Source organism: Pedococcus dokdonensis (genome assembly GCF_900104525.1).
Lineage (GTDB): Bacteria > Actinomycetota > Actinomycetes > Actinomycetales > Dermatophilaceae > Pedococcus > Pedococcus dokdonensis.
Window position 1 is genome coordinate 1,819,933 of the sequence record NZ_LT629711.1, and the last position, 15,302, is coordinate 1,835,234.

Genomic DNA, 15,302 nt, shown 5'->3' on the forward strand with positions numbered 1-15,302 from the left:
CGGTGGCCCCGACCTACCAGGAGCCGCCCGAGCTGCCGCCGCCACCACCGCCGGAGAACCCGCCCCCACCGGAGAAGCCGGCCCCACCCGAGCTGCCGGGGGTGCTGGTGAAGGTGCCGCCGGCGGTGGTCGCGAACGAGTCCATGTCGTTCGCGACGCCGTCGTAGTCGAAGCCGCCCGCCCCGATGTACCAGAGCGGGGCGTTGAGGGTGTGCCCGGCCGCAGCCGCCGCCTCGGCGACCTGGCGGAAGGTGGCTGCCCACTGCGAGGCGACCCCGAAGACGATCGCGTAGGGCAGGTAGCGGCTGAAGATGTCCTGGGCCTCCTCCCACTTGATCTGCGAGGCCTCGGCCGTCACGAGGTACTGCTTGAAACCCTCGGACTGGGCGTTGACGGCGCTGCCCTCGGCGGTGCGGGAGGCCATCCGCCGACCGAAGAAACCGATGATGAGGCCGGCGAGCACCATCCCGCCGAGCAGGACGAAGGCGGGCGGGACGGGCAGGCCCGAGCCCGCACCGAGCTGCGACAGCGGACCGCTCAGCCAGACGAAGAGGAAGAACGAGCCGACCACGAGGACCGCACCGAGCCCGGTCCACGTGCCGCGCTGGGCCTGCGGCGAGCGCCGGAACCAGCCGCGCCGGACGACCTCGTCGTACATCAGGCTCTGCACCCGGCTGAGCGTCGGCTTGAAGTGGTTCTTCAGGCTCGACAGCGTGAGCGAGGGTGCGCCGGAGAAGACCCCGGAGAGCAGGGCCTCCTCGTAGGGCAGCAGTGCACTGCGCGCCTGCTCAGCCGGGGGGGTGGTGCGGGTGAGCCGCCAGTCCTTGCCGCGCAGGAAGCCACCCTCCTCCTCGGCGATGGTGAGGTGGCCACGGGCGGCCAGGTCGATGAGGGTGGCGGAGACGTCGATGGTGTTCGCGGTCTCATCGATGACGGTGCCGACCAGTCCCGGCGGCACGCCGTCGGGTGGGGTGAACCGCACCGCCACCGGACCGCTGCGTCCACGCACCACCGCGCCGTCGGCCCCCAGGACCGGGCTGAGACCCGGGGTGAGCCCGGCGTACTGCTCGTCGCGCCCGCGCGTGTAGACGAGCGTGCCCATCAGCCCGGCGGCCAGCAGGGGCAGGGTGATCCCGGCTCCCGCAGCGAGTGCCCCGAGCGCCTTGGCGGTGGCGGAGGTGACGATGATGCCGTCCTCGGACACCTGGCCCTCGTGCAGCACCGGCTCGAGCGTGCCGAAACCGTCGAGCGGCAGTGACGCCAGGATCGAGACGCCTTGGCCCTGCCCGGCCCGAGGCGCGCTGAACTGGGCGCTCGCACCCGGCGTGGCCGTGCAGCGCTCGGTCGAGCCGACCTCGCCGATGAAGCACTCGGCCCGGTCGCTGGGTCCGCCCGGACCGGTCACCGTGGCGCTGACGTCCTCGTAGACGTTGTCGTCGGCGGCGTCGACGAGGTTGTAGTAGACCTCAGCGTGGTCGCTGAAACCGTTGACGTAGGCGCCGAGGTGGTAGCGGACGACGTAGGTCTGGGTGCCGCTGACGGTCTCGTCGGCCCGGCCGACGCGGATCCGCATGGACGACCCGTCGGTGGCGTCGCTGACCGACACGTCCGCGGGTGCCCCCGACGGCGAGCTGGCCGTGACGTCGGACAGGGGGTACTCGCGGAACGTGTCGTCCCGGTCCTGGTAGCCGACCCGCACCGTGACGAACCGCTCGATGCCGTGTCGCTCCTCACCCGCCGGGAAGTGCCAGGTGATGTTCTCGGCCACGTCGAGCGAGCCGTCCTCGTTGGCCCGGATGTCGACGTGGAACCGGGTGGCCAGGTCGTCGTCCGGCGCTGCGGCCCGGGCACTCGTGGCACCGAGCGCCAGTGCCACCGAGGCGAGCAGCATCGCCAGCAGCAGGGCCAGCGCTCCCCCGGCGACCCCGCGTCGCCCCCCGTGCAGCCGCATCGCGCTAGCGTCCCTCGCCCGAGGCACGCCGCGCCTGGCTGAGGGCGCGCTGGGTGTCGCGGGTGTCCTGTCGCTCGCGCAGCGCGTGCCGCTTGTCGTACTGCTTCTTGCCCTTGGCGATCGCGATCTCGACCTTGGCCCGGCCGTCCTTGAAGTACAGCTGCAGCGGCACGATGGTGTGGCCGGTCTCGGACGACTTCCGCATGATCTTGGACAGCTCGTCCCGGTGCAGCAGCAGCTTGCGCCGCCGCCGAGGCGTGTGGTTGGTCCAGTTGCCGTTGACGTACTCGGGGATGTGCACGCCCTCGAGCCAGAGCTCGTCGCCGCGCCACGCGGCATACCCGTCGATCAGGGAGGCGCGCCCCTCGCGCAGTGACTTGACCTCGGTGCCCATCAGGACCAGGCCCGCCTCGAAGGTGTCCTCGATGAGGTAGTCGTGGCGCGCCTTCTTGTTGCTCGCCACCACCTTGCGACCCTGTTCCTTGGCCACTGCCCGCCCACGCTCTCGTCCTCGATGCCCCCAGGAGTCCTGTCAGGAGTCCTGGTTGCGTTGCCTCGCCGGGTCGGGACCCGACTCCGGCGAAGCAACGCTACCCGACGTCAGAGCCAGCGGCGGGGGTCCTTCGGGACGCCGTCCTCGTAGGTCTCGAAGTGCAGGTGGCAGCCCGTCGACGACCCCGTCGTGCCGACGTAGCCGATCACCTGGCCGCGCGACACGTTGCCGCCGCTGACGGCATACCGCTCCATGTGGTTGTAGGTCGTCACGAGGTCGACGCCGCGGACGATGCCGTGGTCGATCATGATCCGGTTGCCGTAGCCGCCACCCCACCCGCGGGAGATGATGTGGCCGGAGGCGGCGGCGCGGATCGGCGTCCCGCAGTTGGCTGCGAAGTCACGGCCGGCGTGCAGGCGCCAGTAGTGCAGGATCGGGTGGAAGCGCAGGCCGAACTCCGAGGAGATCCACCCGTCGGAGGGGCGCGACAGGTAGCCACCCGACGAGGTCACCGGCTTCGGCACCGGCCGGTGGTGCTTGCGCAGCCAGGCGGCACGACGGGCGGCAGCGGCCTTGGCGGCGCGCGCCCGGGCGGCGAGGACTCGCTGCAGTCGGGCCTGCTCCTTCTGGGCCGCGTCGAGCTTGGTCTTCTCGGCCTTCTTCTGCGCCTCGAGCGCCTGGGACTGCGCGGTCTGGCGGGCGGCGAGCGCGTCGAGCTCGGCCTTGGCGGCAGCGGCGGCCGCGCGGGCCTTCTGCGCCTTGGCCAGCGCTGCCTCGGCCTGCTTCTTGGCCGCCTGGACCTGCACCTTGAGCGCCTTGATGTGGGCTTCCTGCGCGGTGGCCGCGGCACGGGCGGTGGCCAGCCGGGTCAGCGACTGGTTCTGGACGTCCATCACGGTGTCGTTCATCGCGATGCGGTTGGCGAAGTCGTCGGGCGTCGTGGCGCTGAGCGCCACGGAGAGCTGGCCCATCCCCTGGTCCTGGTAGAGCTGCGCGGCGAAGCGGGCGACCCTCGTGCGGGTCTCGGCGAGCTTGGCGCGGGTGGCGGCGAGCTCGTCGACGGCGCGGGCCTCGTTGGCGCGGGCGACCTCGAGCCGCACCGCCATCTCGTCGTTGTAGGCGTCGGCCTTGGCGACGACCGCGGTGGCCTGGTCGAGTGCGGCCTGGGCTCCCGGGAGCGCGGCCTGGGTGCGGCGCAGCGCGACGTAGGCGTTCTTCAGGCTGGCGGAGGTGTCCTCGAGCTCCTCCTTGAGCGACTCGATCTCCTTGTCGACCTGCTTCTTCGCCTTGTTCGGGTCGTCGGCGCCCGGTGCGGAGCGCACTGCGCCGGAGGCCGGTGCGGCTGCCATCGAGGGGGTGGCGACGCCGAGGGAGCACGCGACCGCCAGGCCGAGGGCCATCAGCCGGACACGATGAGACGCGCGAGGACGCGGGGGGATTGCGCTCATAGGCCTCATTGGTAACACAAACCACACCCGTATCGGTGGATTACCGCCTGTGAGTTGGCCGTTTCGACCCGCGCACCTCAACGAAGCTTTGCTAGCAAAGGAAACTGGTTGGTGGACAGGTTGCAACCTGTCCATCACCGCCCAACCTTTGCTAGCAAAGGTTGCTGCAGGGGGCGGGCGCGCGGGGTGGGACGCGCGGGGGCGGGCGCGCCGGGTCAGACGCGCAGGTAGCGGCGCAGGGTCGCCCAGGAGGTCAGCACCGAGACCACGAGCATGAAGCCCACCAGCCAGGGCGCCACGAACCAGATGTCGTGCGCACCGACCAGCGGCGCGTCCTGGAGCACGGCGGAGACGCGGGGCAGCAACGAGTCGGCGGTGACCCAGAGGCCGGCGATCGCCAGCCCGGTGCCGGTCAGGGCCGCGAGCACGGTCTCCATCACGAACGGCAGGCGGATGGTGAAGTTCGAGGCGCCGACCAGCTTCATGATCCCGGTCTCGCGTCGCCGGCTGAAGGCGGCCTGCCGGATCGTCGTGGCCATCAGCAGGATCGAGCACAGCACCATCAGGCCGGCGAGGAACAGCGAGCCGATCGTGACGACGTTCATCACCGTGAACAGCTTGTCGAGCGTCTTCTGCTGGTCCTGCACCCGACCGACGCCCGGTGCGCCGTCGAAGGCACTGACGACCACGTCGTACTTCTTGGGGTCGGACAGCTGGACCCGGAAGTTCTGCGGGATGTCGCCGACCTGGAGGTAGTCGGACAGCGGCGAGTTGCGGTACTGCTCCTTGAACCGGTCGAAGGCCTGCTGCTCGGACTCGTAGTAGACGTTCTTCACCAGCGGCTTCATCTCGTCGAGCTGCGAGCGCAGGGCGTCGCGCTGCTCGTCGGTGACCGCCTTGCCGTCACAGTTGACGTCGAGGGAGTCCTTGCCGCACATGAAGATCGAGACCTGGATGCGGTCGTACCAGTAGCCCTTGAGGGTGTCGACCTGGCCCTGGGCGAGGAACCCGATCCCCATCAGGTAGACCGACACCATCGTCACGAGCATCACCGAGACGGCGATGGACAGGTTGCGGCGCAGGCCGATCCAGATCTCGCCGAGGATGAACTGGATGCGCATCAGCGACCACTCCCATAGACGCCCTTGTTCTCGTCGCGCACGACGTGGCCGTTCTTCAGCTCGACGACCCGCTTGCGCAGCTGGTCGACGATGTCGTCGTCGTGGGTGGCCATCACGATCGTGGTGCCGGTGCGGTTGATCCGGTCGAGCAGCCGGACGATGTCGAGGCTGGTGGTCGGGTCGAGGTTGCCGGTCGGCTCGTCGCACAACAGGATCGGCGGCTTGTTGACGAAGGCGCGGGCGATGGCGACGCGCTGCTGCTCACCACCCGACAGCTCGTGCGGCAGGCGCTTCTCCTTGCCCTCGAGCCCGACCATCTCGAGCGTCTCGGGCACGACCTGGCGGATCGCGTGGCCGGAGCGACCGAGCACCTGGAGCGCGAACGCGACGTTCTGGTAGACGGTCTTGTTGGGGAGCAGCCGGAAGTCCTGGAACACCGTGCCGATCTCGCGCCGCAGCCGTGGCACCTTGCGGGCCGGGAGGCTGCCGACCTCCTGGCCGGCCACGAGGACGGTCCCCTGGGTGACACCCTCCTCCTTGAGCACGAGCCGCAGCAGGGTGGACTTGCCGGAGCCCGACGCGCCCACCACGAACACGAACTCGCCGCGCTCGATCTCGAGGTTGATGTCACTCAGCGCCGGTCGGGTGGACCGGGGATAGACCTTGCTGACGTTCTCGAAACGGATCATGCGTGCGAGGTGTGCCTAACGCGAGTCGGGTCCGACGAAGGACCTGGACGGAAGCTGGACGGGGCTGGACGGGACTGGACGGGGCTGGACGGGCACGGCATACCTGACGCCTGCGCGCCCAGCCCTCCCGAGGATAGGTCGCCAACCTTGGTATGCCGCGCAGCCCCGCCTCCTCGGCGTTGCGGGCGGGCCGAGCGGGTCACACCGGTCAGACGTCCTGCTTCTGCTGCTCCTTGCGCCACCGCACACCGGCCTCGATGAAGCCGTCGATGTCGCCGTCGAAGACGGCCGACGGGTTGCCGACCTCGAACTCGGTCCGCAGGTCCTTGACCATCTGGTAGGGCTGCAGGACGTAGGAGCGCATCTGGTCGCCCCACGAGGCCTTCACGTCACCGGCCATCTCCTTGCGCTCGGCAGCCTCCTCGGCCTGGCGCTGGAGCAGCAGCCGCGACTGGAGCACCCGCAGGGCGGCCGCGCGGTTCTGGATCTGCGACTTCTCGTTCTGCATCGAGACGACGATCCCGGTGGGGATGTGGGTCATCCGCACCGCGGAGTCGGTCGTGTTGACCGACTGGCCACCGGGGCCGGAGCTGCGGAAGACGTCGACCTTGATCTCGTTCTCGGGGATCTCGATGTGGTCGGTCTGCTCGATCAGCGGGATCACCTCGACGGCGGCGAAGCTGGTCTGGCGCCGGCCCTGGTTGTCGAACGGGCTGATCCGCACCAGGCGGTGCGTGCCGGCCTCGACCGACAGGTTGCCGAAGGCGTACGGGACGTTGACCTCGAAGGTCGCCGACTTGAGCCCGGCCTCTTCGGCGTAGGAGGTGTCCATCACCTGGGTCGGGTAGCCGTGCCGCTCGGCCCAGCGCAGGTACATCCGCATCAGCATCTCGGCGAAGTCGGCCGCGTCCACGCCACCTGCGCCGGAGCGGATGGTGACGACCGCCTCCCGCGCGTCGTACTCCCCCGACAGCAGGGTGCGGACCTCGAGCTCGCCGACGGCCTTCTGCAGCGACACCAGCTCCTTCTCCGCCTCGAGGATCGTGTCGGGGTCGCCGCCGTCCTCGGTGCCCATCTCGACGAGCACCTCGAGGTCGTCGATGCGGGCGTCCATCCCCGTGACCCGGTCGTACTCGCTGTTGGCCCGCGACAGCGCCGAGGTGACCTGCTGGGCGGCCTCGGGGTCGTCCCAGAGGTCGGGGGCCGATGCCTTGGCCTCGAGCTCGGTGATCTGGGCCTGGACGGCGGTCAGGTCGGTGACCTCACGCACCGAGTCCATGGTGCTGCGGAGGTTCTTGATCTCTTGCTGGAAGTCGACGGCCACGAGACCCAACTCTATGGCACCTGCGAGGAGGGGTATGCCGCGTGGCCGGCCACGCGGCACACCCCTCCCTCCGAGGGTGGGGTCAGACGACCAGGCCGAGGACGAGGACGAAGACCAGGCCGGAGACCGACAGCAGCGTCTCCATCAGCGACCACGACTTGATCGTCTGGCCGACCGAGAGGCCGAAGTACTCCTTGACCAGCCAGAAGCCCGCGTCGTTCACGTGCGAGAAGAACACCGAGCCCGCGCCGATCGCCAGGACCAGCAGCGACACCTCGGGGGTGCTCATCCCGGCCGCGAGCGGCGCCAGGATCCCGGACGCGGTCACCGTGGCGACCGTGGCGGAGCCGGTCGCGAGGCGGATCATCACGGCCACGACCCAGGCCAGCAAGAGCACGCTGACCCCGCTGCCCTCGACCCAGTCGGCGACGAGGCCGCCGATGCCGGTGTCGACGAGGGTCTGCTTGAACCCGCCGCCGGCGGCGACGATGAGCAGGATGCCGGCGATCGGCGGCAGCGACTTCTCGAGCGAGGAGGCCAGCTCCTTGGTGCCCATGCCCGCGCCGCGGCCGAGGGTGAACATGCCGACGATGACGGCGATGAGCAGGGCGATGATCGGGGTGCCGAGGAAGTCCAGCACGGTGCGGACGGCGTTGCCCTCGCTGGCGAAGATGTCGGCGAGCGCCTTGCCCATCATCAGGACGACCGGGGTGAGCACGGCGAAGAGCGTCACGGCGAAGGACGGACGACGGGTCTGCTCGTCGTCGTGCTTGTCCTCGCCGGTGCCAAAGAACTCGGGGGCGGGGACGTCGACCCAGCGCCCGGCGAACCGGGCGAACAGCGGACCGGCGATGGCGATGGTCGGCAGGGCCACCAGGACGCCGAAGGCGAGGGTGATGCCGAGGTTGGCCTTGAGCGCGTCGATGGCCACGAGCGGACCGGGGTGCGGTGGCACCAGGCCGTGCATCGCCGAGAGGCCGGCCAGGGCCGGGATGCCGACCTTGACGATGGAGAGCTGGGAGCGGCGGGCGACCAGGAAGATGACCGGCATCAGCAGGACCAGGCCGATCTCGAAGAACATCGGCAGGCCGATCAACGCACCCACGCCGGCCATCGCCCACGGGAGCGTGCGCGGGGAGGATCGCCCGACGATGGTGTCGACGATCTCGTCGGCCCCTCCCGAGTCGGCGAGCAGCTTGCCGAACATGGCGCCGAGGGCGATCAGCGTGCCCACGCCCGCGGCCGTGGACCCGAAGCCCTTGGTGAAGCTGTCGATGGTGTCGGACATGGCCACGCCGGCCACCGCCCCGACGGTGAGCGATCCGAGCGTCAGCCCGAGGAACGGGTGCAGCTTGAACCGGGTGATGAGCACGACGATCACGGCGATGCCCAGGAGGGCTGCGGGGATGAGCCTGGAGGCCGGGATGTCCGGCGCGTCGGCTGCGACGCTCCCGAAGTAGGTCAGCAGGTCGGTGGTCATGCGGGGGAACCCTTCTGGTCGGTGCGGGGGGCGGGGGCGCCGGCGTCGGCCCGGGAGGCAGGGGCGTCGGCGAGGTAGGCGGCGGACTGGTCGACGAGGGTGTCGACGGACTGGTCGACGTCGAGGGTGGTGCCCTGCTCGTCGGGTTGCAGCGGCTCGAGCGTGGCGAACTGCGAGTCCACGAGGGCTGCCGGCATGAAGTGGCCGGGCCGTCCGGCGACCCGGGCGGCGAGCACCGCCCGGTCACCGTGCAGGTGGACGAAGCGGGCCTGCGGGGTGTCGGCGACGAGGACGTCGCGGTAGGCCCGCTTGAGGGCCGAGCAGCTGGCCACTCCCCCGCTCTCGCGGTGCTCGACCAGCCAGTCGGCGATGGCGGCGAGCCAGGGCCAGCGGTCGTCGTCGTCGAGCGGTACCCCGGCTGACATCTTGGCGATGTTGGCCTCGGGGTGGAAGTCGTCGGCGTCTGCGAAGGGGACGTGCAGGCGCTGGGCGAGCGCCGCGCCCACGGTGGTCTTGCCCGAGCCGGACACCCCCATGACGACCACGAGGGGTGGCGCCGTCGGCGCGCTCGAGTGGCTGGGTGCGGGGCGGGCGTCGGGTGTCGACGGCTCCGGGCTGGGTACTCCGCTCATGGGGGTCCTGACTCCTGTGTCGGGCTCGGGCCCTCCTCGTCGAGGACCTGCCGACGAGGGTGACACATCAGATCCGCCTTGTGAAGACCTTTGGTTAAATAAATAGGTTTTAAACATCGAACACTCGAATACATGGGCGGTCTGGCACCCTTGACCCATGACCGTCCCCCCACCGCCCGACGAGTCCTCCCCCGGGCTGCACGAGAGCGTGCTCGACGCCCTCGGGCGCGACATCGTCTCCGGGGCGACGCCGGTGGGGTCGGTCGTGCGGATCGACCAGCTGGACGACCGGTTCGGGGTGTCGCGCTCGGTGGTGCGCGAGGCCGTGCGCGTGCTGTCCTCGATGGGCCTGGTGGAGACCCGCCGCCGACTCGGGGTGCGGGTGCTGCCCGCCGCGCAGTGGAACGTCTTCGACCCCCGGGTGATCCGCTGGCGGCTGGATGGTCCCGACCGTGAGGACCAGCTCGTCTCGCTCGGCGAGCTGCGCCGCGGCTTCGAACCGGTCGCTGCCGAGCTCGCCGCCGACCGGGCCACGCCCGACCAGTGCGGCGCGATGGCCGCGGCGGTGATGCGGATGACCGTGCACGCCAAGTCGGGCGACCTCGAGGCCTACCTCGAGGCCGACAAGGACTTCCACCGCACCATGCTCGAGGCCTCCGGCAACGAGATGCTCGCCGCGCTGGCCACCGTGGTCGGTGAGGTGCTCTCCGGCCGCACCCACCACGACCTGATGCCCAGCACCCCGAACCCGGCCGCGATCCGGCTGCACGGCGAGGTGGCCCAGGCGATCGGCTCGGGCGACGGCGCCGCCGCGAGCGCCGCCATGACGGCCATCATCGACGAGGCGAGCGCCGCAGTCCGCCGGTCCAAGGGCGCCACCCGGCGCTGACCCGCGCCCCCCCCTGCGCTGCCTGCGCCCGGCGCTGACCGGCGTCCCCCGGCGCCGACCGCCCCCCTGCGCTGCCTGCGCCCGGCGCTGACCGGCGCTGACAGGTTCGGGATATACCTTGTTCTCTACCTAGGGGCTAGGTAGAGTACGACCATGACGACTCGTCGCGGACCGCGGATGACCCTGGCGACCCAACGGGTGCTCCGGGTGCTGCTGGCAGACCCGTCCCGGGATCACTACGGCCTCGAGGTGGGCGCCGCCGCCGACCTGCCGAGCGGGACCATCCACCCGATCCTCGCGCGGCTGGAGGCGGTCGGCTGGCTCGAGTCGAGCTGGGAGGACGCCGATCCCCGGGTCGAGGGCCGCCCCGCCCGCCGCTACTACCGACTCAGCGCCGCCGGAGCCGAGGCCGCCCAGTCGGCGCTCGCCCGGGTGGCGCCGCGCCGCTCCCCCAGCCCGTTGCGGGCCGCTCCGAGTGGACACTGACGTGCCCCACCAGGCAGGGCCCGGCCGCCGTCCGCCCCGAGTGCCGCAACGGATCGTCGCGCTGGCGGTCCGGTTCCTGCCGCGCGGCGCCGTTCGCGACCGCTACCGCCGCGAGCTGCTCGCCGACCTGGCCGTCGTCGACCACCGCGGCCGGTTCGCGCTGCAGGTCCTGCTCACCGCCCCGCGACTGCGCAGGGCAACCCTGGCGCTCACTCCCGACTCACCCCTGGAGGACGTCGTGAAGGCGACCAAGCCGTTCCTGTGCCGCACCAACCTGCACCACCGCTGGGAGATGGCCGAGACCAGCGATGGTGAGGAGTTCATCCGCTGCGCCAAGTGCCTCAAGGAGAAGTGGACCGGCCTCGGCAACGACCGCTCCGTGGCGGCGAACGTGATCGCGAACTACGGCAGCATCAACTGAGCCGTCCCGGGGTTCCTGCGCCGACCAGCTGATCCGCGATACGACGGGTCAGCTCGCAGCGCGCAGGACGTCGCGGGTCAGCTCGAGCTGGCCACGGTGCTGGGCGAGCTCCTCGTAGACGTGCATCAGGACACCGCCGGCCGTCGCGGCATACCAGTCCTGGCGAGGTGTCGTGGGACGCCGCGGAGGTGCCGCGACGTCGGTCCGGGCGACCCAGTCGCGCAGCGACGCCCGCACCCGGTCGGTGTCGGCGGCCAGAGCGGCGACCTCGCCGGTGGCGGTGAACTCGGCGTCGCGGTCGCGGGGCACCACCTCGCCGAGGTTGACCGTCGACGCCCACCGGGCGGTGACCCCGAGGCAGTGCGTGAGGATCGCGAACGGGCTGTTGGCTCCGGGCAGCTCGGGCCGTCGGTTCGCGAGGTCGTCACCCAGCTCGACGACCAGGTCGCGCATCGCGACCAGTGCCTCGTCGCAGAAGCCGAGGTAGGTCTCCTTGTCGAGCAGCCGGTCGCTCACGCCTGCTCCGGCACCGGGTCGGCGGAGCCCGTCTCGAGCAGCTGCCGGAACCCTGCCTCGTCGAGGATCGGACGACCCAGCTCGCGGGCCTTGTCCTCCTTCGACCCGGCGTTCTCCCCCACCACGACGTAGTCGGTCTTCTTCGAGACCGAGCCCGACGCCTTGCCCCCACGGGCGAGGATGGCCTCCTTGGCCGAGTCACGGGAGAAACCGTCGAGCGAACCCGTGACGACCACCGTCAGCCCGGCCAGGGTCTGCTCGACCGACTCGTCGCGCTCGTCTGCCATCACCACGCCGTCGGCCTGCCACTGCTGCACGATCTGGTCGTGCCAGTCGACCTCGAACCAGGCGGCCACCGCCTCGGCGATGACCCCGCCCACGCCCTCGACGCCGGCGAGCTCCTCGGGCCGATCCTTCGCCGCGGCGCGCAGGGCCTCCATCGAGCCGAAGTGCTGGGCGAGCGCGCGAGCCGCAGTCGGCCCGACGTGGCGGATCGACAGCGCGACGAGCACCCGCCACAGCGGCTGGGTCTTTGCGGCTTCGAGGTTGTCGGAGAGCCGGATCCCGTTGGCGGACAGCACCTTGCCGTCGACCACCGCCTCGTCGGGATCGGTCTTCTTCGCGGCCCTGGTGAACAGCGGCACCGTCGCGAGCCGCGCACGACCTGCCTCACCGGCCAGGCCAAACAGGCCGCTCTCGTCCTCCAGCACCCCGGAGTCGAGCAGGGCCGCGGCGCCCTCCCAGCCCAGCGCCTCGATGTCGAAGGCGCCGCGGCCGGCCAGACCGGCCAGCCGCTCGCGCAGCTGTGAGGGGCAGGTGCGCGAGTTGGGGCAGCGGATGTCCTTGTCGCCCTCCTTCTCCGGAGCCAGCGGCGTGCCGCAGGAGGGGCACTCGGTCGGCATGACGAACTCGCGCTCGGTGCCGTCGCGCAGGTCGACGACGGGACCGAGGATCTCCGGGATCACGTCGCCGGCCTTGCGCAGCACCACCGTGTCGCCGATCAGCACGCCCTTGCGGCGCACCTCGTCGGCGTTGTGGAGGGTGGCCCGCTCGACCGTCGACCCGGCGACCACGACCGGCTCCATGACCCCGAACGGTGTCACCCGGCCGGTGCGGCCGACGTTGACGAGGATGTCGAGGAGCTTGGTGTTGACCTCCTCGGGCGGGTACTTGAACGCGATCGCCCACCGCGGTGCCCGCGACGTCGAGCCCAGCCGACGCTGCACCGAGATCTCGTCGACCTTGATGACGATGCCGTCGAGCTCGTGCTCGACGCTGTGCCGCTCCTCGCCGTACTTGTCGATGAACCGCTGGACGCCCTCGATCGAGTCGAGCACCTGGTAGTGCGTCGAGATCGGCAGTCCCCACTCGCGGAACAGGTCGTAGGCCTCCGACTGGCGGGTCAGCTCGAACCCCTCGCGCAGCCCGATGCCGTGCACCAGCATCCGGAGCCCGCGGCTGGCCGTGACGCGCGGGTCCTTCTGCCGCAACGACCCCGCGGCCGTGTTGCGCGGGTTGGCGTAGGGGGCCTTGCCCGCCTCGACGAGGCTCGCGTTGAGGTCGCCGAACGCCTCGACCGGGAAGTAGACCTCGCCGCGGATCTCGACCCGCTCGGGGTGGTCGGAGCCGGCGAGCTGGTGCGGGATGCCCTCGATCGTCTTGACGTTGTTGGTGACGTCCTCACCGGTGCGGCCGTCACCCCGGGTCAGCGCCCGCACCAGCCGGCCCCGTTCGTAGAGGAGGTTGACCGCGAGCCCGTCGATCTTCAGCTCGCACAGGTAGTGGTAGCCGGTCGTCCCGGCGTCGCGAGCGACCCGGGCCGCCCACGCACCCAGCTCCTCGGGCGAGAAGCAGTTGTCGAGCGACAGCATCCGCTCGAGGTGGTCGACTGCCGTGAAGTCGGTCGAGAACACCGCGCCACCGACCTGCTGGGTCGGGCTCTCGGGCGTCCGCAGCTCGGCGAACTCGTCCTCCAGCTCGTTGAGCCGACGGATCAACCGGTCGTAGTCCCCGTCGCTGATCGTCGGGGCGTCCTTGACGTGGTAGGCGAACTGGGCCGCCGTCGCCTGCTCCGCGAGCTCGGCCCACTCGTGCCTGGCCTCCTCGGTGGCAGGGGTGGGCACCTCGGTGGCAGGCGTGGGCACCTCGGTCGTGGACTCGGTCGCGGCGTCGCTCTCACTCACGAGGGCCATCCTGCCGCACGCCACCGACGCCCGGCCCGACCACGCGGCATACCGCGAAGCCGTAGCCAAACCGGGCGCGCACCGGAGAGGATGGCGGGGACCGGACCCCCAGCGTCGAGGAGCCTGCGCCATGACCAATCTCGCCACCAACCTGGTGACCACCGCCCAGGAACGGCCCGACCAGCCCGCGATCAAGTTCATGGGCAACGACCTCAGCTACGCGCAGATCCACGGCATGGCCGCGAAGGTGGCCGGGTCGCTCAAGGCGGCGGGGGTCGAGCCGGGTGACCGGGTGGCGATCATCCTGCCCAACGTGCCGGCCTTCCCGGTGGTGTTCTTCGGGTCGTTGCTGGCCGGGGCGATCGTGGTGCCGATGAACCCGCTGCTGAAGTCCGGCGAGATCGACTTCTTCTTCACCAACTCCGGCGCCAAGGTCGCGTTCGTGTGGCCGGACTTCGTCGCCGAGGCCACCGAGGGTGCCACGAACTCCGGCACCCGGATCGTCCCGTGCGGCCCGATGGGTCCGGCCGAGGGCGCCCTCGAGGGCGGCGACCCGATCACCGAGCCCGTTGCGCGCGACGACGACGACACCGCGATCGTGCTCTACACCTCGGGCACCACCGGGCGCCCCAAGGGCGCCGAGCTGACCCACCGCAACGTGCACCTCAACGCCCACCGCAGTGCCGTCGAGATCCAGGCCATCACCCCCGACGACATCGTGATGGGCTGCCTCCCGTTGTTCCACGTGTTCGGCCTGGTGGTCGGGCTCAACGCCGCGACCATCGCCGGTGCCGCGCTCGCGCTGATCCCCCGCTTCGACCCCGCCGAGGCGATCAAGGTGATCGGCAACGAGAAGGTCACCATCTTCCTCGGCGTGCCGACGATGTATGCCGCGATCCTCAACCACCCCGACTCGGACGCCCTCGACGCGAGCTCGCTGCGCACCTGCTGCTCGGGCGGTTCGGCGATGCCGCACGAGGTGATGAAGGCGTTCGAGGACAAGTTCGGCTGCATGATCCTCGAGGGCTACGGCCTGTCCGAGACCTCACCGGTGGCGTCGTTCAACATGCCCACCATGGAGCGCAAGCCCGGCACCATCGGCGTCGCGATCCCGGGCTGCGAGATGAAGCTCGTCGACCTCGACGGCAACGACGTCCCGCCCGGTGACGGGGTCGGTGAGATCGCGATCCGCGGCGACAACGTCATGAAGGGCTACTGGCAGAACCCCGAGGCCACTGCCGAGGCGATCCCCGACGGGTGGTTCCGCACCGGCGACCTCGCCACGGTCGACGACGAGGGCTACTTCACCATCGTCGACCGCAAGAAGGACATGATCCTGCGCGGCGGCATGAACGTGTATCCCCGCGAGGTCGAGGAGGTGCTCTACACCCACCCCGACGTCCTCGAGGCGGCGGTGGTCGCGGTGCCGGACGACCTGCTGGGCGAGGACATCGGCGCCGCGGTCGCCCTGCGCCCCGGGGCGACGGCCACCCTCGAGGACGTGCAGGCCTTCGTCAAGGAGAAGATCGCCGCCTACAAGTACCCGCGACACCTGTGGCAGGTCGACGAGCTCCCCAAGGGCCCGACCGGCAAGATCCTGCGGCGCGAGGTGCACAAGCCGGCCGACGCCTGACCCGGTTCGGGGTGATACCGGGCGCCATGGCGCGCG

The 15,302-nt window shown here is 70.7% G+C and carries 14 protein-coding genes; 4 read left to right on the top strand and 10 right to left on the bottom strand.

Annotated features, from left to right (window positions below):
- Positions 1–13: 13 nt before the first annotated feature.
- The 8 genes from BLQ34_RS08725 to BLQ34_RS08760 form a co-directional block, all read right to left on the bottom strand.
- The gene (locus BLQ34_RS08725; RefSeq protein WP_091784131.1) at positions 14–1,951 is read right to left on the bottom strand and encodes a DUF2207 domain-containing protein; all 1,938 of its coding nucleotides are present in this window, start codon (positions 1,949–1,951) and stop codon (positions 14–16) included.
- Positions 1,952–1,955: 4 nt separating this feature from the next.
- Positions 1,956–2,441, bottom strand: a complete 486-nt coding sequence (smpB, locus tag BLQ34_RS08730; RefSeq protein WP_091784134.1) for an SsrA-binding protein SmpB — start codon at positions 2,439–2,441, stop codon at positions 1,956–1,958.
- A gap of 110 nt (positions 2,442–2,551) precedes the next feature.
- Positions 2,552–3,844 (bottom strand): M23 family metallopeptidase, encoded by a 1,293-nt coding sequence (locus tag BLQ34_RS08735; protein WP_091784136.1) that lies wholly within the window; start codon positions 3,842–3,844, stop codon positions 2,552–2,554.
- A 263-nt stretch (positions 3,845–4,107) separates the two neighbouring features.
- Positions 4,108–5,013: a permease-like cell division protein FtsX gene (ftsX, locus tag BLQ34_RS08740; RefSeq protein ID WP_091784139.1), complete on the bottom strand. Its 906-nt coding sequence runs from the start codon at positions 5,011–5,013 to the stop codon at positions 4,108–4,110.
- On the bottom strand, positions 5,013–5,702 hold the full coding sequence (ftsE, locus tag BLQ34_RS08745) for a cell division ATP-binding protein FtsE (RefSeq protein ID WP_091784143.1): 690 nt from the start codon (positions 5,700–5,702) through the stop codon (positions 5,013–5,015). Before ftsE ends, ftsX begins: the two co-directional genes overlap by 1 nt.
- A 208-nt stretch (positions 5,703–5,910) precedes the next feature.
- Complete coding sequence (gene prfB / locus BLQ34_RS08750; protein WP_091784146.1) at positions 5,911–7,026, bottom strand: peptide chain release factor 2; 1,116 nt, start codon at positions 7,024–7,026, stop codon at positions 5,911–5,913.
- An 82-nt stretch (positions 7,027–7,108) separates the two neighbouring features.
- Positions 7,109–8,506, bottom strand: a complete 1,398-nt coding sequence (locus BLQ34_RS08755; RefSeq protein ID WP_091784149.1) for a GntP family permease — start codon at positions 8,504–8,506, stop codon at positions 7,109–7,111.
- Positions 8,503–9,138, bottom strand: coding sequence for a gluconokinase (locus tag BLQ34_RS08760; RefSeq protein WP_172829377.1), 636 nt, complete (start codon positions 9,136–9,138; stop codon positions 8,503–8,505). Before BLQ34_RS08760 ends, BLQ34_RS08755 begins: the two co-directional genes overlap by 4 nt.
- A 157-nt stretch (positions 9,139–9,295) precedes the next feature.
- Here BLQ34_RS08760 and BLQ34_RS08765 point away from each other — a divergent pair, with 157 nt between their 5' ends.
- The 3 genes from BLQ34_RS08765 (at position 9,296) to BLQ34_RS08775 (ending at position 10,934) form a co-directional block, all read left to right on the top strand.
- Positions 9,296–10,027, top strand: coding sequence for a FadR/GntR family transcriptional regulator (locus BLQ34_RS08765; protein WP_091784152.1), 732 nt, complete (start codon positions 9,296–9,298; stop codon positions 10,025–10,027).
- Positions 10,028–10,180: 153 nt separating this feature from the next.
- Entirely contained in the window at positions 10,181–10,513 is a 333-nt protein-coding gene (locus tag BLQ34_RS08770) for a PadR family transcriptional regulator (protein ID WP_231961511.1), read from the top strand.
- Position 10,514: 1 nt separating this feature from the next.
- On the top strand, positions 10,515–10,934 hold the full coding sequence (locus BLQ34_RS08775; RefSeq protein WP_157692955.1) for a hypothetical protein: 420 nt from the start codon (positions 10,515–10,517) through the stop codon (positions 10,932–10,934).
- A 48-nt stretch (positions 10,935–10,982) separates the two neighbouring features.
- Here BLQ34_RS08775 and BLQ34_RS08780 read toward each other — a convergent pair whose 3' ends face one another.
- Together BLQ34_RS08780 and ligA are read right to left on the bottom strand one after the other, a co-directional pair.
- Positions 10,983–11,450 carry a mycothiol transferase gene (locus BLQ34_RS08780; protein ID WP_197674805.1) on the bottom strand — a complete coding sequence of 156 codons (468 nt, stop codon included), beginning with the start codon at positions 11,448–11,450 and terminating at the stop codon, positions 10,983–10,985.
- Positions 11,447–13,642, bottom strand: coding sequence for an NAD-dependent DNA ligase LigA (gene ligA / locus BLQ34_RS08785; protein WP_091784160.1), 2,196 nt, complete (start codon positions 13,640–13,642; stop codon positions 11,447–11,449). Before ligA ends, BLQ34_RS08780 begins: the two co-directional genes overlap by 4 nt.
- A gap of 121 nt (positions 13,643–13,763) precedes the next feature.
- On the opposite strand from ligA, the gene BLQ34_RS08790 reads away from it, so the two are divergent.
- Positions 13,764–15,266 (top strand): long-chain-fatty-acid--CoA ligase, encoded by a 1,503-nt coding sequence (locus BLQ34_RS08790; protein ID WP_091784163.1) that lies wholly within the window; start codon positions 13,764–13,766, stop codon positions 15,264–15,266.
- Positions 15,267–15,302: the final 36 nt, after the last annotated feature.

Bases quoted from the DNA above. Each gene is read 5' to 3' on its own strand.
- BLQ34_RS08725 (WP_091784131.1), bottom strand. From the start codon at position 1,951: ATGCGGCTGCACGGGGGGCGACGCGGGGTCGCCGGGGGAGCGCTGGCC.
- BLQ34_RS08735 (WP_091784136.1), bottom strand. From the start codon at position 3,844: ATGGCCCTCGGCCTGGCGGTCGCGTGCTCCCTCGGCGTCGCCACCCCC.
- ftsX (WP_091784139.1), bottom strand. From the start codon at position 5,013: ATGCGCATCCAGTTCATCCTCGGCGAGATCTGGATCGGCCTGCGCCGC.
- ftsE (WP_091784143.1), bottom strand. From the start codon at position 5,702: ATGATCCGTTTCGAGAACGTCAGCAAGGTCTATCCCCGGTCCACCCGA.
- BLQ34_RS08755 (WP_091784149.1), bottom strand. From the start codon at position 8,506: ATGACCACCGACCTGCTGACCTACTTCGGGAGCGTCGCAGCCGACGCG.
- BLQ34_RS08760 (WP_172829377.1), bottom strand. From the start codon at position 9,138: ATGAGCGGAGTACCCAGCCCGGAGCCGTCGACACCCGACGCCCGCCCC.
- BLQ34_RS08765 (WP_091784152.1), top strand. From the start codon at position 9,296: ATGACCGTCCCCCCACCGCCCGACGAGTCCTCCCCCGGGCTGCACGAG.
- BLQ34_RS08770 (WP_231961511.1), top strand. From the start codon at position 10,181: ATGACGACTCGTCGCGGACCGCGGATGACCCTGGCGACCCAACGGGTG.
- ligA (WP_091784160.1), bottom strand. From the start codon at position 13,642: ATGGCCCTCGTGAGTGAGAGCGACGCCGCGACCGAGTCCACGACCGAG.
- BLQ34_RS08790 (WP_091784163.1), top strand. From the start codon at position 13,764: ATGACCAATCTCGCCACCAACCTGGTGACCACCGCCCAGGAACGGCCC.